Origin of the sequence: Microlunatus aurantiacus, assembly GCF_039536605.1 — a bacterium.
In the GTDB taxonomy this organism is placed as follows: Bacteria; Actinomycetota; Actinomycetes; order Propionibacteriales; family Propionibacteriaceae; genus Microlunatus; species Microlunatus aurantiacus.
Genome location: NZ_BAAAYX010000002.1, coordinates 1 through 18,971 on the forward strand (window position 1 = coordinate 1; position 18,971 = coordinate 18,971).

Here is an 18,971-nt window from a genome sequence, read left to right on the forward strand (position 1 = left end):
TATGAGCGGACGCCGGATCTGGCGTTGTTGATCGCCGATGAGTACTTCGTCGACGCGATCTCCACGGCCCTGCCGGCGTGGCGACGCGTGGTGGCGGGCGCGGCGCGGAACGGGATCCCGACGCCGGCGTTCTCGTCGTCGTTGGCCTACTACGACGGGATCCGGGCGGAGCGGTTGCCGGCGGCCCTGATTCAGGGGCAGCGCGACTTCTTCGGGGCGCACACCTACCACCGGGTCGACAAGCCGGGCACGTTCCACACCCAGTGGGGCCTGGACCGCAGCGAGTCGACCCTGGATGCCGGTGAGGCGAAGGCGTTGCCGCCGGAGCCGGCCGAGAAGGCGGACCCGACCCCGGCCTGAGACGACGGTCAGAGCCTGAGGTCACGGTGGGGAAGCTGGTGGGTCTGCGACGTTCGGCGCAGCTGGTCCGGGAGAAGCTGGGCAACCGGCTGACCGCGGACCGGTTCGTCGGCGAGGTCAGGAAGAACGGGCCGGTGCCGGACGAGGCGGTGGCGCTGTTCTTCGCGGTGGGACCGGAGAACGCCTACCAGTTCGAGCAGTGGCGGTTGCCCCTCGAGGCCCTCGCCACCCGGCGGCCGGTGGTGGTGATCGTCGACCGACCCGACACGGGGCGGCTGGTGCTGTCCGGCAGCACCCTGCCGGTGGCGTTCGCCCGGGCCAGCGGTGAGCTGGAAGCGCTGGTCGACCGGCACCGGGTGGCGGCGGTGCTCTACGTCAACCAGGTCGAGCAGAACTTCCGGATGCTCCGCTTCGCCGAGCCGGTGCACGTCCAGATCGGGCACGGCGAGAGCGACAAGGGCGGCAGCGTCTCCAACCAGCACAAGGCGTACGACCTCACCTTCATCGGCGGGCCGGCCGGTCGCGAGCGGCTGGCCCGGGCCCTGTTCGACTTCGACGCCGACACCCGGATCCGCGAGGTCGGTCGTCCGCAGCTGGACCACGACCCGGCCGGCGCCCCGGACTGGGCGGATGACGGTCGGCTCCGGGTGCTCTACGCCCCCACCTGGGAGGGCGACCGGACGAGCATCCACTACGGCTCGGTGGTCAGCCACGGCGCCGCGATCATCGCCGCCCTCCGCGCCGACCCGCGGGTGCGGATCATCTACCGGCCCCATCCGCGGATCGGCCGGGCGTCCGCCGCCCACGGTGTCGCCGACGCCGCGCTCCGCGCCGCGCTGGCCGCCGACGGCGATCGGCACCTGCTCGACACCGGCCCGTACGGCTGGCAGTGGCGGTTCGCCGACCACTGCATCACCGATGTGTCAGCTGTGGCGTACGACTGGTTGGCGACCGGGAAGCCGCTGGTGATCACCGCACCGGCCGAGGGTGCGTACCGGCCCGCGTCCCGGCTGCTCGAGGCGCTGCCCCTGCTCCCGGCCGACCGGGCCGGCGACCTCGCCGCGCTGCTACCGGACCCGAGTCCGGAGCTGGCCGAGCTAGCGGCGTACTACTTCGGGGACACCGCGGACGGCGCCAGCACGCAGAGGTTCGAGGCGGCCCTCACCGAGGTCATCGATTGTCGGCGAGCCGAGATCAGCACACGCAGCACCTGATCGAGCGAGCGTCAGCGAGCGAGCCCGTCGCGAGCGACCGCGCAGCGAAGCGCCCGGTCCTGTCTGGACTGAGGAGGGTGCAGACAACGCTTCATCGTCTGCGCCTGACGAGGGAAGTCAGGACCATTCGGCGCGCAGCGGAGCAGCGCGTGACGACAACACAGCGAGTGACGACTGACCGTCACAACCCTCGGAGGAAGTCCACGTCGTCGTCGGGGGCGCGGGGCGGGGTCCGTGGCTTGCGGGTGCCCAACGACTCCGCGTTCGGCCGGCCGAAGAACAGCCAGGCCAGCGCGCCGACCAGGGGCACGCAGATCACCACGGTGGCCCACAGCCAACGGGGCATCCGGCGGACGGCGTACGGCTGCGCCTGGGCGACCTCGACCACGCAGTAGATCATCAACAACGCCACGATGATGATCGGGAGATAGCGGGCCATTTCCCAAGAGTATGCGCGTGTCGGGGCGGCGGCCACCGCCAGGATGAGTTCGCGTCGAGCCGGCAGATGCAGGGCGTGCGCGACCTCGGACTATAGGGTGGCCGGATGCTCGAAGGGACGCCAGCGACCGGTCGTCCGGCCGATCCGTCGATCGCCGAGCTGCGTGAGGTCACCCAGCCGCCGAGTGTGCGCACCCGGGCCGGCGCCGAGCACTGGGTCGCCAGTGCCTACCTGCGGGACCTCTCGCCGTACCTGACCAGGGTCCTGCTCAAGGCCGGGTTCTCGGCCAACGGCGTCACCTGGCTGATGATCTTGTGCACGGTCCTCGCCTTCTTCTCCACCGCCTGGTGGACGCTGGCCGGCGCGATTGTCACCGTGGTGCTGATCCAGCTGCAGATGCTGCTGGACTGCTGCGACGGGGAGGTGGCGCGCTGGCGCCAGACGTCGTCGCCTAAGGGGGTCTACCTCGACCGGGTGGGCCACTACGTCGCGGAGTGCGGCATCTCCGTGGCGCTGGGGATCCGAGCCGCTCGCGAGCTCGAGCTGGGCAACGTCTGGGTGAGTCTCGGTCTGCTGCTCGGTCTGCTGGTCTGTCTGAACAAGGTGGAGAACGACCTCGTGCACGTCTCCCGGCACTACGCCGGGCTGCCCCAGATGCAGGACACGGAGGCGGTGCGCAAGCCCACTCAGGGCCTGCTGCGGACGGCCCGCCGGGTCGCCCGCTTCGTTCCGTTCCACCGGGTGTTCCACTCCGTCGAGCTCTCCTTGGTGATCCTCGTCGCCGCGGTGGTCGACCTGTGGCTGGACGGGGCCGCGACCCAGTGGCTGCTGGTCGGGCTCTGTGTCGCCGCCGCCGTGACCCTGGTCGGTCACCTGGCCGCGGTGCTCGCCTCGCCGAGGCTGCGATGACGGCGCCGGGGGCACCGACCCGCTACGGCGTGGTGGTGCTGACCATGGGCAAGCGTCGCGCCGACCTGCAGCGCGGGCTGGAGTCCCTGCTGGAGCAGCGCGACGTCGACCTCGACATCGTCGTGGTGGGTAACGGCTGGCAGCCGACCGGGCTGCCCGACGGGGTCCGCGCGCACGGTCTGCCCACCAACCTCGGCATCCCGGCGGGCCGCAACGCCGGGGTCGCCCTGGTCAGCGGCGATCTGCTGTTCTTCCTGGACGACGACGCCCGGCTGCCCACCCCGACCGTGCTGGCTGAGCTGGCCGAGCTGTTCCGGACCGATCCCACCATGGGCCTGGTGCAGCCGCGGGTGGTGGACCCGGACGGTCGGCCGGCGCCGCGCCGGTGGACGCCCCGGCTGCGGGCCAGCGACCCGGGCCGGAGCAGTCCGGCCATGTCGGTCTGGGAGGGCGCGGTGGCCATGCGCCGGGAGGCGTTCGCGTACGCCGACGGCTGGCCCGCCCCCTTCTGGTACGCGCACGAGGGCATCGAGCTGGCCTGGCGGGTCTGGGACGGCGGCTGGCACGTCCGCTACGACGGGGCCATCGAGGTGTTCCACCCGGCCATCACGCCCACCCGGCATCCCGAGTTCTACCGCTTCCAGGCCCGCAACCGGGTGTGGCTGGCCCGCCGCAACCTGCCGCTCCCGGTCGGTCTGCTCTACGTGCTGTCCTGGGTGCTGGTCGGCGGGATCCGGCTGCGGACCAGGTCGGCGCTGCGCGAGACCGTACGGGGCTACCAGCTGGGGCTCACGGAGGAGTGCGGCGTACGACGACCGATGAGCTGGCGGACGGTGGCGCGGATGACCCGCGCCGGGCACCCGCCCGTCATCTAGCGCCGGGACCAGGAGCGTCGACGTGTCGGACCAGCTGACGGACCGGGAGTGGCAGGCCTGGGCGATCGCCCAGGTCGAGGCCGACGCCAACCGCACGTCGGACACCCACCTGCACGTGTTCCCGCTGCCCCCCGAGTGGGGGGTGCGGCTCTACCTCAAGGACGAGTCGGTCCACCCGACCGGCAGCCTGAAGCACCGGCTGGCCCGCTCCCTGGTGCTCTACGGTCTCTGCAACAACTGGATCCGGCGGGGCACCACGCTGGTCGAGGCCTCGTCGGGGTCGACAGCGGTCAGCGAGGCCTACTTCGCCCGGCTGCTGGGGCTGCCGTTCGTGGCGGTGATGCCGGCCAGCGTGGTGCGGGAGAAGTGCGCGCTGATCGGGTTCCACGGCGGTCGCTGCCACCTCGTCGACGACCCGACCACCATCTACGCCGAGGCGCAGCGGCTGGCCGACGAGTCCGGCGGGCACTACCTGGACCAGTTCACGTACGCCGAGCGGGCGACCGACTGGCGCGGCAACAACAACATCGCCGAGTCGATGTTCGACCAGCTCCGGATGGAGCCCGACCCGGTGCCCAGCTGGGTGGTCGTCGGCGCCGGCACCGGCGGGACGAGCGCGACCATCGGCCGCTACCTGCGCTACCAGCGGTTCGCGACCCGGCTCTGCGTGGTCGATCCGGAGGGGTCGGCGTTCTACCCGGCCTGGAGCACCGGAGACCGTACGGTGACCGCCGCCGGCTCCCGGATCGAGGGGATCGGCCGGCCGCGGGTCGAGCCGAGCTTCCTGCCCGAGCTGGTGGACCGGATGATCGCCGTCCCCGATGCGGCCAGCGTGGCCGCGATGCGCTGGGGAACGGCGTTGCTCGACCGCCAGGTCGGCGGCTCGACCGGCACCAACCTGTGGGGGGCGGTCCAGCTGATCGCGGAGATGGTCGCGGCCGGCCAGCGGGGCAGCGTGGTCACCCTGATCTGCGACGACGGCCGGCGCTACGCGCACACGTACTACGCCGACGACTGGGTGGCCGCGCAGGGCTGGGACCTGACCCCGTACGCCGATGCGTTGGGGGCGTTCCTGCGGACCGGCACCCTCACCCACCCCTGACCGGATCTGCTCGGGTTTGTCGGTCCTGCTCGCTCTATAGACCGAGCAGGACCGACAAACCCGAGCAGCTGTGGGGCGGGGGCTGCGTACGGAGGGGCGGTCAGGCGAGGAGGAGGCCGACCGCGAGACCCAGGGCGTACGTGAGCTCGGCGGTGCCGCTGGACTTGAGCACCGCGATCAGCTCCGGACCCTGGGCGCCGCCGAGGACCCGACGGACGGCGGGCACCAGGAGCGCGATCCCGGCCAGGGCGAGCAGCGCCCACCAGGTCGTGGCGGCGGCCACCACGACGACCGCCACCGCGGCGAGGACCACCAGCGCCACGTAGAACCAGCGGGTGCCGCGATCGCCGAGGCGGGTGGCCAGCGTGTGCTTGCCGACCGCGAGGTCGCCGCGCAGGTCGCGCAGGTTGTTGGCCACCAGGATGGAGCAGGCCAGCGACCCGATCCCGACGGCGACCGGCCAGGTCGGCCACGGCACCGTGCCCACCTGGACCAGCACCGTGCCGGACACCGCGACCAGCCCGAAGAAGACGAACACGAAGACCTCGCCGAGGCCGCGGTAGCCGTACGGTCGCGTGCCGCCGGTGTAGTACCAGGCGGCGAGCACGCAGGCCGCGCCCACGACCAGCAGCCACCAGAACCCGGTGAGCACCACCAGCACGAGACCGGCCACCGCGGCGACCCCGAAGCAGGCGAACGCGGCACGCTTCACCGCGCGAGGTTCGGCCACGCCCGATCCCACCAGCCGGAGCGGTCCGACCCGGACCGCGTCGGTGCCCCGCACCCCGTCGGAGTAGTCGTTGGCGTAGTTGACCCCGACCTGCAGGGCCAGGCTGACCAGCAGGGCGAGCGCCGCGGCCGTGAGGGTGAAGCCGCCGGCCCAGGCCGACACCCCGCTGCCCGCCAGCACCGGGGCCACCGCAGCCGGGAGGGTGCGCGGGCGCGCTCCGGCCGCCCACTGCGACGCCGTCGGGCGCCGCGGCTGGGTCACATCGGTGCTCACGTGGGGTCCTCCGGTCGGTCCGCCGCGGTGTCGGTCAGGTCGGCGATCAGCTGTCGGCGATCGATCTTGCCACCGGAGGTGCGGGGCAGGGTGCTGCGGACCACCAGGCGGCGGGGCAGCGCGTACGACGGGAGTCCCTCGGCGAGGGCGGCGCGGAGGTCCGACAAGACGGATCGTCCGTCCCCCGAGCGGACCGCACGCGGGTCCGGCCCGGGCGCCGCGACGAGCGCCCGGTGCTGGTCCGCGGCCACGACGGCGACCACCTCGGTGCCCCAGTCCGGATGCGGCACGCCGACCACGGCCACCTCGTCGCTGGACCCCTCGGCAGCGACCCACGCGCGGACGGCTCGCTCGACGGCGGCCAGGTCGACGTTCAGACCACCCGAGATGACGACGTCGTCGATCCGCCCCAGCACCGCGACCCGACCGTCGGTGACCTCACCCCGGTCCCGCGTGAGAAGCCGCCCGCCCGACAGTGCGTCGGCGGTGGCAGCGGGATCGAGCCGGTAGCCGGCGAACACCGTCGGACCGCCGATGACGAGTCGTCCGGTCGGATCGACGGTGACGTCCACCCCGTCGAGCGGGACACCGTCGTAGACGCAGCCACCACAGGTCTCGCTCATCCCGTACGTGGTGACCACCGAGACCCCGGCCGCGGCCGCCCGGTCCAGCAGCGACGGGTCGGCCGCCGATCCGCCGAGCAGCACGGCGTCGAACCGCCGCAGCACCTCGGTCCGGGTTGGATCGGCCAGCGCCCGCGTCAGCTGGATGGGCACGACGGAGAGATAGTGCGGGCCGGCCCCGGCCAGCGCGAGTGTCGGGAGCGCGTCCAGCCGGGCGTCGACCTCGACGACCGGACGCTCGGCCACCAGCGAGCGGACCAGCACCATCAGACCGGCCACGTAGTGCGCGGGCAGGGCGAGCACCCAGCGGCCGGGTCCGCCGAGCCGCCGGTGGGTGGCCTCCGCCGACGCGACCAACGCCGACCCGGTCAGCACGACCCCGCGCGGCCGCCCGGTGGAACCCGAGGTGGCCACGACGGCTGCCGCACCGGGCTCGTCCAGAGGGACCTCCGGGCGGAGCATGGTGAGGGTCTGCACCCGCTCCACCGGGTCCGCCGGCAGGGGAGCGGTGGCGACCCCGCCCGCCAGGCTGCTGCGCAGCGACGCCAGCACCTCAGCGGTGCCGTCGGCGAGGCGCAGCCGGTCGTTCACGGCTGCCACCGTACGCGGTCCGCTGCCGACGGCCAGGAAGGCGACTCTCTTGACAGGGCAGGGGGCCGGTCCGACCATGGAACGAATCGCATGCCGTCCGTCATGTTCTTCTGGGACGGCGAGGGGGACCGTCGATGACCACGGCCGAGCTGATCGTCCAGGCCGACACCGTGCACACGCTGGATGTCGGGCGTCCGACCGCCGAGGCCGTCGCCATGGCGGGCGGCATCATCGTCGGCGTCGGCTCGAGGGCCGAGGCGATGGCCTGGCGCGGTCGCGCCACGGAGGTGATCGACCTCGGTCCCGCCACGCTCACGCCCGGTCTGGTGGACGGACACCTCCACCCGGTGACCGGCGTCGACATGACCCGTGGGGTCGACCTGACCACCGTGACGTCCCTGCCGCAGCTGGTCGACGTGCTGAGGGGGGCTCCGAGGGTCGAGCCCGAGGGCTGGGTGCTCGGCTGGGGACTCAGTCCGGACGCCTTCGCGCGGACGCCGCTGACGTACGCCCCGCTGGTGCAGGCCCTGGGTGAGGCCCCGGTGTTCCTCCTGATGAACGACGCCCACGCCGCGCTGGCCAGCCCGAGCGCCCTGCGCGCCGCCGGCATCGACGGCCCGCGGGCCTTCGCCGGAGCGACCGAGATCGTCTGCGACGAGGCCGGTCGACCCACCGGGCACCTGCTGGAGATCCCGGCCTACGAGCTGGTGGTGGCGGTGATGCCACCCGAGGCGGACGTCGTCCGCCGCGACAAGCTGCGGCAGCTGCTGCGCGACATGGCAGCCGTCGGGCTCACCGCCGGCAACGCGATGGACTTCCAGGGCGACTCCGGGGCGCTGGTCGCCGCACTCGAGGAGGAGACGGACCTGCCGCTCCGGCTGCGGTTCGCCCCGCTCTGCATGCCGGGTGCAGGTCCCGCCGAGATCGCCGAGATCCTCGACCAGCAACGGATCGGCGGTCGACGCTGGCAGGTCGAGGGGGTGAAGTTCATGATCGACGGGACCATCGACGGCGGTACGGCCTGGTTGCACGAACCCGACTGCTTCGGGGAGTCGACGGCCCCGTTCTGGCCGGAGCCCCAGGCGTACGCCGAGGCCCTGCGCCACCTCGCCGCCGCCGGGGTGCCGACCGTCACCCACGCGATCGGCGACGCCGGCGTGCGCTACGTGCTCGACGCGCTCGAGGACCTGCCGGCCGCACCGACCCGGGTCCCGCACCGGATCGAGCACCTCGAGACCGTGCCCGACGACCTGGTCGGCCGGTTCGCCCGGCAGGACGTGACCGCCAGCATGCAGCCCACGCACTGCACGCTCTACGCCCGCGCGGACCAGACCGACAACTGGTCGCACCGGCTCGGGCCGGAACGGGCCGGGCGGGCCTGGCGCACCCGCGACCTGCGGGCCGAGGGGGCCCGGCTCGTGCTGGGGTCGGACTGGCCCGTCGCCCCGTACGATCCGCGCGCGGTGCTCGCCGACGCCCAGCTGCGGCGCCCGCACGGTCGGCCGGAGATCCCGGAGATCCGGCCCGAGCAGCGGCTGACGGCTCGGATGGCGTTGGAGGGCTACACGACCCACGCCGCGGCAGCCGCCGGCCTCGAGCGGGTGGCAGGGCGGATCCGCGAGGGCTTCCGGGCCGATCTGAGCGCCTTCGGTCTCGACCCGCTGCTCGTGCCGCCGGACGAGTTCGCCGAGGCCGCCGTCCCGCTCACCGTCGTCGACGGGACCGTCGCGCACCGAGGCTGAGTCCGACCCCGGACGCCTCCCGGTGGGAGACTGACGCCCCACCAGTGAAAGGGGGCGACGACCCGTGGCTCGCCCGCACCGACCGATCCTGTCCCGTGAGCTCATCATCGCCACCGCGCTCGATCTGATCGACCGGACGGGACGGTTCACGCTCCCCGAGCTGGCGCAGCGGCTGGGGGTCAGCGTGTCGTCGCTGTATCACCACATCGAGGGTCGTGCCAGCATCGTCGAGGGGATCCGGGGACTCCTCGCGGCGACCATGACGCCCCCGACCGAGCCGGACTGGCAGGACGCGGTCGTGCACTGGGCGACCTCCTACCGGGACTCCTTCGCCGCCCATCCCGCCGCGATCCCCCTGCTGGTGGGACAGACGGTGAGCGATCCGTCCACGCTGGCCCAGTACGACCAGCTGGCCAAGGTGCTGCAGGACCGCGCCGGACTGACCGGGGCGGACCTGATCGTGGCCATCACGATGCTGGACACCCTCTGCCTCGGCGCGGCTCTCGACCTGGGCGCCCCCTCGGAGGTGTGGGCCGCGCGCGACCAGGACTCCGCCCTCACCCGCTCCCTGGCCGGGACGTCGCACGAGGAGCTCTCCCGGACCGCGTTCGACCGCCAGCTGCGGCTGATCGTGGCCGACCTGGCCCGGCACGTTCGACCCGCCTGAGTCAACGGCGGCGTCAGGATCGACGGTTACGGGGGTGCTGTCGGGCGGTGCGCTCGTTGCCGCGCCGGTAGTTGCCGGTCAGCCGCGCCATCAGCTCCTGGCCGTCCTCGAACCCCACCTCGGCCAGGAACGCGAGGGCCTTTGCGCCGCGCAGCGTCGTCGCTCGCCGGCCGTGGTGCGAGATGACCACGTCCCGGCCCTGCTGCTCGTACGAGAACCCCTCGGGACGACCGACCACCGCCACAGTGTGGCACCGCGCCCCCGTTCTGACGGAGATCAGGGCCGGCGCGGAGATCGGGGCCCGACGTCGGGATCAGGGGCGGACGCTGGACCGGCGGATGATCAGCTCGTGTGGCACCACGTAGCTGCGGCTCTCGGACCGGTCGCCCTCGATCCGGGTGATCAGCGCGTCCACGGCCTTCTCGGCCAGGGCCCCCAGATCCGGAGCCACCGACGTCAGCGTCGGCTGGCTGTACGCGCCGTCGTCGATGTTGTCCCAGCCGACCACGGCGATGTCGTCGGGAGTGCCGATGCCGGCCTCGCGGAGCGCGAACATGGCCCCGAGGGCCAGCAGGTCGCTGGCACAGACCAGAGCGTCGCAGTCGCGCAGGCGCTCGAGGCTCTCGCGCGTCCGGCGGGCACCTTCGCCGCGGCGGAACCGGCCGGTGGTGATGACCAGGTCGTCGGGCGCGAGCCCGTGCTCGGCCAACCGGTGGTCGACGGCGAGCGCACGCTGCTCGCCGACGCCGGGGTAGAGGCCCGGTTGTCCACCCAGGAACACGAAACGGCGGCGACCCTGGGCCACGAGATGGTCGACCACCTCGTGAGCCGACCCCTGGTTGTCGATGGCGACGTAGTCGGCTGAGCTGCCGGGCAGCGGCTCCCCGAGCAGCACCATCGGCGTGTCGCGGCTCATCGCGGCGAGCAGCTGCGGGTTGAGGGCGAGCGGGCTGTAGATCACGCCGTCGATCCCGTGGCCGGGATAGCCGCGTGCCGCCTGCTCCTCGCGCTCGACCCGTCCCCCGGTCTCGTCCATCACGACGGTGTAGCCGCGGGGGGCGGCGGCGGCGATCAGCCGGTGGGCCAGAGCGCCCAGGTAGGGCTCGTCGATCCTCGGCACGGCCAGGGTGATCATGTTGCTGCGGCCGCTCTGCAGCTGTCGACCGGCCAGCGACGGACGGTAGTCGAGCTCGTCGATGGCGGCCTGGACCCTGGCCCGGGTCTCGGCCTTCACGTAGGGCCGTTGGTGGACCACGTTGGTCACGGTCTTCAGCGACACCCCGGCCCGGGCGGCGACGTCCTTGATCCGGGCGGGCCGCGACGGTTCCCCGGGCTCGGGTGGGACCACACGCCGCTCCTTGCGCCGGCCCGAGGCCGGATCCGTTGACAGTGAGGAGAGCATAGGGCACAGTTCTTCTAACGTTAGAAATCTTGGTCGGCGCACCCTGTCGCCCGGTCGGGTTCCCCACCACACAACGGGTCGGGAGCTCCGACGACCGCGCCCCGGAACCGACCCGCCCGAACGACGACGAAGGAGTCATCGTGTTCACATCTCCGTCTTGGCGGCCCCTGGCCGTGCTGGTCGCGGCGGGCGCTCTCTTCCTGGGCGGCTGCACCGGGGGAGCCCCCGGCACCGACCGGTCCGAGGCTCCGCAGGAGACCAGCGGACCCCAGCAGATCCGCTACATGATCGGCCAGCCGGAGGACCCGGCCGACCTCGAGCTGATCAAGGCCGACATCAAGAAGTTCGAGACCGAGAACGCCGGGATCACCGTCAAGCTCGACGTGATCCCGTCGGAGAACGTCCGGACGGTGCTGCAGACCCAGCTGCGGTCCGGTGAGGGCCCCGACGTCTTCGGCTACGACACCGGCCCCGGCTTCGCGGGTGCACTGGCCAAGGCGGGCCTGGTCTACGACCTGACGAAGGCGTACGAGGAGAACGACTGGCCGATCTACGACTTCGCGAAGCAGCGGGTCACCTTCGACGGCAAGCTCGTCGGGGTGCCCAGCCAGATCGAGGAGGTCGGCGTCTTCTACAACAAGGACATCTTCACCGAGCTGTCGATCGCGCAGCCGCAGAGCGTCGGCGACCTCACGGCGGCGATGGAGAAGATCAAGGGCTCCGACGTCATCCCCATGGTGGTCAGCGACAAGGAAGGCTGGCAGGGCGGCCACCTGATGAGCATCTCCCTGTCCAGTGCGGTCGGCTCGCAGACGATGGACCAGCTGATCAACGGTGAGAAGTCCTGGGACTCACCGGAGGTGGTCGAGGCCCTGAAGGTGTGGCAGGACTTCCAGCAGTCCGGGTATCTCAACCCGTCGCCCACCGCCGTCACCTACGACAACGGCAACGCCCTGTTCTACTCGGGCAAGGCCGCGATGAACCCGACCGGCAGCTGGCTGGCTCTCGACATCGAGCGCAACGTGAAGTTCGACGTCGGCTTCATCCCGTTCCCGGCTCCGAACGGCCCGGGGATCTTCAGCGGGGGACTGGGCTCCGGGACCTTCGTCAACGCCACCACCAAGCACGCCGACGCCGCGATCAGGTTCCTCGACTACGGCCTGACCGAGGAGCACGGGAAGTGGGCCGTGGAGAAGCTGCAGGACATCCCGGCCTATCCCGTCGACACCGCCGGCATCGAGGCGAGCCCGCTGTTCAAGCAGATCCTGGACGACTCGGCCAAGATCGCTGACGGCACCGGCGACTTCGGTTACAACGTCGACGTGTTGACCCCGGACGCCTTCAACAACGCCATGTGGAAGGGGATGCAGGGACTGCTGACCGACCAGACCACCCCGGAGAAGGTGGCGGCCCAGCTGCAGACCGCCTACGAGAAGTCGAAGAAGTAGGAGCGGTGGCAGCCCGCGCATCCACGCTGCCGCGGGTGACCAGACGGGCTCAGGCCCGCCTGGGCATCCTGCTCACCGTCCCGGTGCTGGCCCTGGTCGTGATCTTCTTCCTGTTCCCGATGGTCAGCGCGCTCTACTTCTCGGTCGTCGACTTCGACGGCATCGACCCCAGCCCCGAGTTCGTCGGGCCGGCCAACGTCATCGAGATGTTCACCGATCCCGAGACCTGGCACGCCCTGACCAACAACCTGATCTGGATCGTCGTCGGCACGGCGGCCCCGATGATCATCGGCTTGCTGGTCTCGGTGCTGATCTGGACCACCCGGCGTGGCGCGGCGATCTACCGGCTGGCGTTCTTCCTCCCGTTCGTGCTGCCCGGGGTGGCGATCGGGATCGTCTGGACCTGGATCTACGACCCGGTCAGCGGCTGGTTGAACCGGGCGCTGGAGTCGATCGGACTGGAGGGTCTGGTGCGGGGCTGGCTGGGTGACCCGGACCTGGCCCTGTACGCGGTGCTGGCGACGGCGGTGTGGGCGTACAGCGGGTTCGTGATCATCATCTTCCTGTCGGCCCTGCGCAACGTGGACATCGAGCTGGTCGACGCCTCGCGGATCGACGGGGCGAACGCCCCGCAACGGCTCTGGTTCATCCTGCTGCCGCAGATCATGCCGGTCTTCCTGATGGTGCTGACGCTGACGCTGGTGGGCGGTTTCAGCGTGTTCGACATCATCTTCATCATGACCGGCGGCGGTCCGGCCGACGCCACCAACGTGCTCGGCACCTACGCCTACACCCAGGCGTTCCAGCTGAGTCGGATCGGCTACGGGACCACGCTGGCCCTGTTGATCACCGTGCTGTCCATCCCGTTCGCGGTGGCCATCAACCGCCTGCAACGCCGACTCGCCCTCCAAGACACCGGAGCCTGACGTGTCCGACACCCCTCCCCTCGAGCTCGCCCGCGCCGCGACCAGCGACCGGTCGGCTCCAGTTGCGGTCCATCGTCGCGGACCCCGTCGCACCGTGGCGGTGCTGATGCGTCACCTGCTGCTGGTGGTCCTCGCGGGGCTGACCCTGTTCCCCGTCCTGCTGGTCGTCTCCACCGCCCTGAAGACGCCCGAGGACGTCCGGCTCAATCCGTTCGGGCTCTTCTCGTCGTTCTCGTGGACCAACCTCGTCGACGCCTGGACCGTGGGGCGGTTCTCCGACTACCTGGTGAACAGCATCCTGCTGTCGGTGCCCAGCACCCTGCTCGTCGTGGCCGTGTCCACCATGGCCGGGTACGCGTTCGCGCGGCTGCCGTTCCCCGGACGGACACTCGTGTTCTACGTCGTGGTGCTGGGACTGCTGGTGCCGTTCTTCACCTACATGATCCCGCTCTACTTCCAGCTCCGGTCGATGGGGCTGCTGGACACCCTGCTCGGGGCGAACCTGGTGCTGGCCGCGACGAGCATCTCGTTCGGGACCTTCTTCATGCGGGCGTTCTTCACCGACCTGCCCAGCGAGCTCGAGCAGGCCGCCCGGGTCGACGGCTGTTCGGAGGCACAGATCTTCCTCCGGGTGATGCTGCCCCTCGTCTCCTCCGGCATGGGAGCGCTGGCGGTCTTCACGTTCCTGGGCAACTGGAACAACTTCCTGATCCCGCTGCTCTACCTGCCCAGCGGCGACTACCGACCGCTGACCACGGGCCTCTACATGTTCACCGGCGGCCGGTCGGTCGACATCGGCCCGCTCGCCGCCGGCGCCCTGATCACCATCGTGCCGGTTCTGCTGCTCTTCGTCCTGTTGCAGCGTCAGGTCACCGAGGGCTTCATCTCGGGAGCGGTCAAGGGCTGACCACCCGGCGATCCCATGATCATCGGGCCGACCCGCAGCAACCACACCACCACGACCACGACCACCAGAAAACTGAGACCACCTACGCGAAGGAGCGTTCTGCCATGGGTTCGATGGTGAGCTTCACCTCACCGTGCGTCGCCGAGGTCGTCCCCGACGAGGAACGGCCGATCGGTCCGGACGACGTCCGGCTGCGCACGCTGTTCTCGGGGATCTCCGCCGGGACCGAGCTGACCGCCTACCGCGGGACCAACCCGTACCTGACCAAGCGCTGGGACGACGACCGACGCCTCTTCGTCGACGGCTCGACCAGCTTCGAGTACCCGGTCGACGGCTGGGGCTACGAGGAGGTCGGCGAGGTCGTCGAGATCGGTGACGCCGTCACCGGCCTGCAACCGGGCGATCGGGTCTGGGGCACGTGGGGCCACCGCACGAGCACCGTGCAGTCCGCCGAGCGGGCCGGGGGGCGGCTGCTGGGCGCCGGCGTCGACCCGCGGATCGGCATCTTCTCCCAGATCGCGGCGATCGGTCTGAACGTGGTCCTCGATGCCGACATCCACGTCGGGGAGACGGTGGCGGTGTTCGGCCTCGGCGTGCCGGGTCAGATCGTCGCGCAGCTCGCCCGACTCAACGGGGCCACCGTGATCGGGGTGGACGGCATCGCCGCGCGCCGGGACCTGGCCCGCGAGCTGGGGGCCGACGTGGTCCTCGACGCCGGCGAGGGGGAGGTGGCCGAGCAGGTCCGCGCGCTGACGCAGGGCCGCGGCGCCGACGTCTGCCTGGAGGTGACCGGCAACTACCGCGCTCTGCACGAGGCGATCCGGGCGGTCGCGTACAGCTCCCGGGTCTGTGCTGCCGGGTTCATGCAGGGTGACGGTGTCGGACTGCGGCTCGGGGAGGAGTTCCACCACAACCGGGTGAACGTGGTCTGCTCCCAGATCTCCGGCGTGGCGCCGAACCTGCAGCACCGCTGGGACGGCTACCGCCTGGCCCGGACGGCGATGGACCTGGCCGAGTCCGGACGGTTGCGCCTGCTCGAGCTGATCACCCACACCTACCCGCTGGCCGACGCCGGAGCCGCCTTCACCCTGCTGCACGAGAGACCGGAGCAGGCCCTGCAGGTGCTGTTGAGCTTCGAGGAGGTGGCGGCGTGAGCGGCTTCCGCTTGGCCGCAGCGGAGGGCACGCTGCCCGGCACGTCCCTGCAGGAGAAGTTCGCGTTCGTCCAGTCGGTGGGGTTCCACGGGATCGAGCTGTCCGGGCGGGGCGACGGGATCTTCGCGGCGCGCGTCGACGAGCTGCGGGCCGCGGCCCGGGCCGGGGTGGTGATGCCAACCGCGGTGGTGCACATGGACCACTTCATCGGCGACTTCGACCCGGCGCGGCGGCGGGACGCGATCGACCAGCTCAAGGTGCTGCTGTCGACAGTGGTCGAGGCCGGCGGGACCGGCATCGTGTCACCGCACGCGTTCGGGCTGTTCTCGACCAAGCTGCCGCCGTTCACCCCGCCCCGCTCGGACGAGGAATCGCGCCGGCAGCTGGTGGAGGCGCTGCACGAGGCGGGGGAGCACGCGGTCTCGGTCGGTGCGGTGGTCTACCTGGAGCCGCTCAACCGCTACGAGGACTTCGTGGTCAACACCCTCGACGACGCGGCCTCGATCGTCGACGAGGTCGACTCGGCCGGGGTCGCGGTGATCGCCGACACCTTCCACATGTCGGTGGAGGAGGGCGACATCGGGGCCGCCATCCGGCGCGCCGGCTCCCGGATCGGCCACGTGCAGCTCGGCGACAGCAACCGGCTCGAACCCGGGGCGGGTCACTACGACTGGCCCGAGACGCTGGACGCGCTGGAGTCGATCGGCTACCAGGGGTGGCTGGCCATGGAGTGCGGGCTCTCCGCGCCGGTCGCCGACGTGCTGCCGCGGGTGGCCCGGCTGCTGAGCGGGGGTCGCACCAGCTAGCCGCGCCACCTCCACCGGCTGACCGTACGACCTCAGGGGGCCGGCGGTGTGCGGACCGGCCGTCGGCCACGACGGCGGCGGATCGGGCGCCCAGAGGGGTCGGTGGCCGGAGTCGGGGCCTGACCCCGGTGGCGCAGCCGCTGCTCCAGCTCGTGCAGGTGGGGCAGGGCCCCGGCCAGCTCGTCGGCCAGCTGCGCGGCGTACTGCGGGTCGAACTTCCCGGTCTTCAGTCGGCGGGCCTGCCGGGCGGCGGTGCCGACAGCCGTGGTCATCGCCTGGGCCCGGACCGGCGCGGACGTCCTGACCCGACCGCGGCGGGCGGTGCCGGCGATCCGCCCGGACGCGATGGCGGTCAGCCGCCCGATGTCGCTCAGATCGGCGTCCGCGCGGGCCAGCAGGGGGATGGTGCGGATCGGGCCACCGCCGGGGGCGGGGATCCGGACGACCGAGATGGCGCTGGCCGCGGCATACCGGTTCGCGGCCCGCCGGGCCGCGGTCAGCTCGGCCCTGGTCAGCGGGCGTTCGAGGTGGTTCTCGACGGCCGCCCAGACGGCGATCACGTCGGCGGACCGCAGCGCCTGGTCGAACACGCCGAACCAACTCACCTTCACGAGGCGTCATCCTAGATCGGCGGCCGGCGGGGCCCGCCGCCCGCCGGTCCCCGCTCCGGGTCCCCGCCCGCCGACCCGAGCGACGATCCGTGATCCCTCACACCGACGGCGGCGATGCGGCAGACTTCTCGGATGGCGAACCAGACCGAGCGACCGGCGGTCGGCCACCTGCGCTCGCGCGCCGTGACCTGGCTGATCGGCGTTGGCGTGATGCTCGCCGTGCTGAGCCTGGCAGCCGTCGGACTGCTGGTGGTCCGCGCGGACCGGGTGGGGGAGACCGCCTTCCTCTTCCTCCCCTGGAACCTGTTCCTGGCCTGGATCCCCTTCGTCCTCGCGCTCGCCCTGGCCGCCGTGCACGTCCGTCGCGGGCCCCGCCCGGTGCTCTGGCTGCTCGGTGCCGGATGGTTGCTGTTCCTGCCCAACGCGCCCTACATCCTGACCGACTTCATCCACCTCGGCCGGCTCCGAGGAGCGCCGCTGTGGTTCGACGCCGCAGTGATCGGCTTGTTCGCCGCCGTCGGTCTGGCCTTGGGCCTGGTGTCGCTGCTCGTGGTCCATGCAGTCGTTGAGGCGTGGGCCGGTCGCGTGGTCGGCTGGGTCTTCGCCGTGACTGCGCTGCTGCTGAGCGCGATCGGGGTCTACCTCGGCCGGTTCCCGCGGTTCAACTCCTGGGACGTCCTGACCGACCCGTCCGGTCTGGTCGGGGTCGTGCTGCAGCGGCTGGCCGACCCGTTCGGGAACCCGTTCCTGGTGCGGTTCGCGGTGGCCATGTCGGTCATCCTGCTCGGGTCGTACGTGGTCGCCTGGGTGGTAGGTCGCGGCATCCTCGGCCCGGTCCAGGGCCGCGTCACCCCAGCGGTCCGGGAGCCGGTGTGAGCCGGATCTTCACGGTCAGCGTGGCCTCGGTCTACCCGCACTACGTGACCAAGCTGGAGAGGAAGGGCCGGACGCAGGCCGAGCTCGACGAGGTGATCCGCTGGCTCACCGGCTTCGACGACGCCGAGCTGCGTCGACATCTCGAGGCCGGCACCACGTTCGAGGACTTCTTCGCCGCCGCCCGGCTCAATCCCAGCGCCTCCCTGATCACCGGGGTGATCTGCGGGCACCGGGTGGAGACCATCGAAGACCCGTTGATGCGCCGGATCCGCTACCTGGACAAGCTGGTCGACGAGCTGGCCAAAGGCAAGGCGATGGTCAAGGTGCTGCGGGCCTGAGGCTCAGACCGGCCCGCGGGCCAGCGCAGCTCGTGCCTGCCGCACGAACTCCGGGATCCGCTCGGGCTTCTGGTCGATGGCCCAGCGGATGACGTCGAGCACGTGCAGGACCTGCAGCTCCGCGAGCAGCGTCTCCACCTCCGACGCGGACGGCCCGGCGGACCCGACGCCGGTCAGCACCGCCCGCCAGGCGTCAGCCGAGACCACGCTGACCGGGTCGTCGATGGCGTGCCAGCGGCGGATCAGCTCGAGGTCGGTCCAGGGTGTCGGACCCACGGCGGCCGAGCCCCAGTCCAGGACGACGTAGCCGCCCGCGGGATCGGCGATCAGGTTCCGGGTGGAGAGATCGCCGTGGCCGAGACCCTGCTGCAGCCGGTGGCGCCGCAGACCGGCGACCAGCCGCCGCAGCGGCTCTCGCTGGTCGGGGGTGTAGGCGCCGAGCTCCAGCAGCTGGTCGCCGGGGGTCAGAGCCGCCAGGTTGTAGTCGAGATGGGCTTCCCAGGCAGCGTCGAGATCGCGGCCGAAGCGCGAGAACAGCCCCTCCGGGGCGTCGGCCAGGTCGATGTCGGCGAGCGCGGCGGCGACCCCACCGATCGCCTCCCAGGCCCGCCGGTCGTCGGCGTCGGCCGGCGCTCCCGGGACGAACTCCTGCACGATCACCGAGTGCCCGCCGACCTCGGCCCGGGCCAGCGTGGCGGGGGTGGGGATCCCGACCGCCGCGGCGGCCCGGGAGCACCACTGCTCGACGTCGAAGGGGTCCATGGTCAGCCGGTCGGTGTCGCGGGCGTAGCGGAGCACGACGTCGCTGACCGCTGTGCGCAGCCGGACGACGTGGTTCTGGTTGCCGCCGACCAGCACCTCGACCGAGTCGGCCCCGAAACCCAGCTCGGCGCCCAGTGCCCTGGCCGTCGCCGCCACCGTTGCCGCCGGGTCCACCGGAGCCGCCGTCGCCGCCGGCGAGGTGCCTTCTGCTCGGGG

Annotated in this window: 20 protein-coding genes and 1 pseudogene; 14 read left to right on the top strand and 7 right to left on the bottom strand. The window is 71.8% G+C overall.

From position 1 onward, the window contains the following. Both ABD714_RS00110 and ABD714_RS00115 read left to right on the top strand, forming a co-directional pair. Nucleotides 1–360 (top strand): annotated as a pseudogene (locus tag ABD714_RS00110) (hypothetical protein); the annotation flags it as partial. 26 nt (nucleotides 361–386) lie between these two features. After that, nucleotides 387–1,574: a CDP-glycerol glycerophosphotransferase family protein gene (locus ABD714_RS00115; RefSeq protein ID WP_344810230.1), complete on the top strand. Its 1,188-nt coding sequence runs from the start codon at nucleotides 387–389 to the stop codon at nucleotides 1,572–1,574. Between the two features lie 181 nt (nucleotides 1,575–1,755). Here ABD714_RS00115 and ABD714_RS00120 read toward each other — a convergent pair whose 3' ends face one another. Then, nucleotides 1,756–2,013: a PLD nuclease N-terminal domain-containing protein gene (locus tag ABD714_RS00120; protein WP_344810231.1), complete on the bottom strand. Its 258-nt coding sequence runs from the start codon at nucleotides 2,011–2,013 to the stop codon at nucleotides 1,756–1,758. A gap of 105 nt (nucleotides 2,014–2,118) precedes the next feature. Between ABD714_RS00120 and ABD714_RS00125 the strand changes: the two genes are divergently transcribed. Genes ABD714_RS00125 through cds1 form a run of 3 tightly spaced genes read left to right on the top strand, consistent with a single transcriptional unit; the run spans nucleotide 2,119 to nucleotide 4,899 of the window. After that, the gene (locus ABD714_RS00125) at nucleotides 2,119–2,922 is read left to right on the top strand and encodes a CDP-alcohol phosphatidyltransferase family protein (RefSeq protein ID WP_344810232.1); all 804 of its coding nucleotides are present in this window, start codon (nucleotides 2,119–2,121) and stop codon (nucleotides 2,920–2,922) included. Next, on the top strand, nucleotides 2,919–3,797 hold the full coding sequence (locus ABD714_RS00130) for a glycosyltransferase family 2 protein (protein WP_344810233.1): 879 nt from the start codon (nucleotides 2,919–2,921) through the stop codon (nucleotides 3,795–3,797). Before ABD714_RS00125 ends, ABD714_RS00130 begins: the two co-directional genes overlap by 4 nt. A 22-nt stretch (nucleotides 3,798–3,819) precedes the next feature. Then, nucleotides 3,820–4,899, top strand: coding sequence for an L-cysteine desulfhydrase Cds1 (gene cds1, locus ABD714_RS00135; RefSeq protein WP_344810234.1), 1,080 nt, complete (start codon nucleotides 3,820–3,822; stop codon nucleotides 4,897–4,899). A gap of 100 nt (nucleotides 4,900–4,999) precedes the next feature. Here the strand turns inward: cds1 and ABD714_RS00140 are convergent, their stop codons facing one another. Then, nucleotides 5,000–5,902: a 1,4-dihydroxy-2-naphthoate polyprenyltransferase gene (locus ABD714_RS00140; protein WP_344810235.1), complete on the bottom strand. Its 903-nt coding sequence runs from the start codon at nucleotides 5,900–5,902 to the stop codon at nucleotides 5,000–5,002. Then, entirely contained in the window at nucleotides 5,899–7,116 is a 1,218-nt protein-coding gene (locus ABD714_RS00145) for an AMP-binding protein (protein WP_344810236.1), read from the bottom strand. Before ABD714_RS00145 ends, ABD714_RS00140 begins: the two co-directional genes overlap by 4 nt. A gap of 134 nt (nucleotides 7,117–7,250) precedes the next feature. On the opposite strand from ABD714_RS00145, the gene ABD714_RS00150 reads away from it, so the two are divergent. Both ABD714_RS00150 and ABD714_RS00155 read left to right on the top strand, forming a co-directional pair. Then, on the top strand, nucleotides 7,251–8,858 hold the full coding sequence (locus tag ABD714_RS00150) for an amidohydrolase (RefSeq protein ID WP_344810237.1): 1,608 nt from the start codon (nucleotides 7,251–7,253) through the stop codon (nucleotides 8,856–8,858). A gap of 64 nt (nucleotides 8,859–8,922) precedes the next feature. Then, entirely contained in the window at nucleotides 8,923–9,525 is a 603-nt protein-coding gene (locus tag ABD714_RS00155; RefSeq protein WP_344810238.1) for a TetR/AcrR family transcriptional regulator, read from the top strand. 13 nt (nucleotides 9,526–9,538) lie between these two features. On the opposite strand, the gene ABD714_RS00160 is transcribed toward ABD714_RS00155, so the two are convergent. Both ABD714_RS00160 and ABD714_RS00165 read right to left on the bottom strand, forming a co-directional pair. Further along, a complete protein-coding gene (locus tag ABD714_RS00160) occupies nucleotides 9,539–9,763 on the bottom strand; it encodes a hypothetical protein (protein WP_344810239.1) in 225 nt (74 codons plus the stop codon). A 75-nt stretch (nucleotides 9,764–9,838) separates the two neighbouring features. Beyond that, nucleotides 9,839–10,873: a LacI family DNA-binding transcriptional regulator gene (locus tag ABD714_RS00165; protein WP_344810240.1), complete on the bottom strand. Its 1,035-nt coding sequence runs from the start codon at nucleotides 10,871–10,873 to the stop codon at nucleotides 9,839–9,841. Nucleotides 10,874–11,067: 194 nt separating this feature from the next. On the opposite strand from ABD714_RS00165, the gene ABD714_RS00170 reads away from it, so the two are divergent. The 5 genes from ABD714_RS00170 to ABD714_RS00190 all read left to right on the top strand — a co-directional run bounded on the left by ABD714_RS00170 (nucleotide 11,068) and on the right by ABD714_RS00190 (nucleotide 16,168). Then, entirely contained in the window at nucleotides 11,068–12,375 is a 1,308-nt protein-coding gene (locus ABD714_RS00170; RefSeq protein ID WP_344810241.1) for an ABC transporter substrate-binding protein, read from the top strand. A 35-nt stretch (nucleotides 12,376–12,410) separates the two neighbouring features. Then, nucleotides 12,411–13,301 carry a carbohydrate ABC transporter permease gene (locus ABD714_RS00175; RefSeq protein WP_344810243.1) on the top strand — a complete coding sequence of 297 codons (891 nt, stop codon included), beginning with the start codon at nucleotides 12,411–12,413 and terminating at the stop codon, nucleotides 13,299–13,301. A gap of 1 nt (nucleotide 13,302) precedes the next feature. Beyond that, a complete protein-coding gene (locus tag ABD714_RS00180; protein ID WP_344810244.1) occupies nucleotides 13,303–14,208 on the top strand; it encodes a carbohydrate ABC transporter permease in 906 nt (301 codons plus the stop codon). A gap of 104 nt (nucleotides 14,209–14,312) precedes the next feature. Continuing rightward, on the top strand, nucleotides 14,313–15,362 hold the full coding sequence (locus tag ABD714_RS00185) for a zinc-binding dehydrogenase (RefSeq protein WP_344810245.1): 1,050 nt from the start codon (nucleotides 14,313–14,315) through the stop codon (nucleotides 15,360–15,362). Further along, on the top strand, nucleotides 15,359–16,168 hold the full coding sequence (locus ABD714_RS00190; RefSeq protein WP_344810246.1) for a sugar phosphate isomerase/epimerase family protein: 810 nt from the start codon (nucleotides 15,359–15,361) through the stop codon (nucleotides 16,166–16,168). Before ABD714_RS00185 ends, ABD714_RS00190 begins: the two co-directional genes overlap by 4 nt. 32 nt (nucleotides 16,169–16,200) lie before the next feature. Here ABD714_RS00190 and ABD714_RS00195 read toward each other — a convergent pair whose 3' ends face one another. Further along, a complete protein-coding gene (locus tag ABD714_RS00195) occupies nucleotides 16,201–16,779 on the bottom strand; it encodes a hypothetical protein (RefSeq protein ID WP_344810247.1) in 579 nt (192 codons plus the stop codon). Between the two features lie 132 nt (nucleotides 16,780–16,911). Here ABD714_RS00195 and ABD714_RS00200 point away from each other — a divergent pair, with 132 nt between their 5' ends. Together ABD714_RS00200 and ABD714_RS00205 are read left to right on the top strand one after the other, a co-directional pair. Next, on the top strand, nucleotides 16,912–17,655 hold the full coding sequence (locus ABD714_RS00200; protein ID WP_344810248.1) for a DUF1361 domain-containing protein: 744 nt from the start codon (nucleotides 16,912–16,914) through the stop codon (nucleotides 17,653–17,655). Beyond that, nucleotides 17,652–17,993 carry a DUF2200 domain-containing protein gene (locus ABD714_RS00205; RefSeq protein WP_344810249.1) on the top strand — a complete coding sequence of 114 codons (342 nt, stop codon included), beginning with the start codon at nucleotides 17,652–17,654 and terminating at the stop codon, nucleotides 17,991–17,993. Before ABD714_RS00200 ends, ABD714_RS00205 begins: the two co-directional genes overlap by 4 nt. 3 nt (nucleotides 17,994–17,996) lie before the next feature. Here ABD714_RS00205 and ABD714_RS00210 read toward each other — a convergent pair whose 3' ends face one another. After that, nucleotides 17,997–18,929 carry a phosphotransferase family protein gene (locus tag ABD714_RS00210; RefSeq protein ID WP_344810250.1) on the bottom strand — a complete coding sequence of 311 codons (933 nt, stop codon included), beginning with the start codon at nucleotides 18,927–18,929 and terminating at the stop codon, nucleotides 17,997–17,999. Nucleotides 18,930–18,971: the final 42 nt, after the last annotated feature.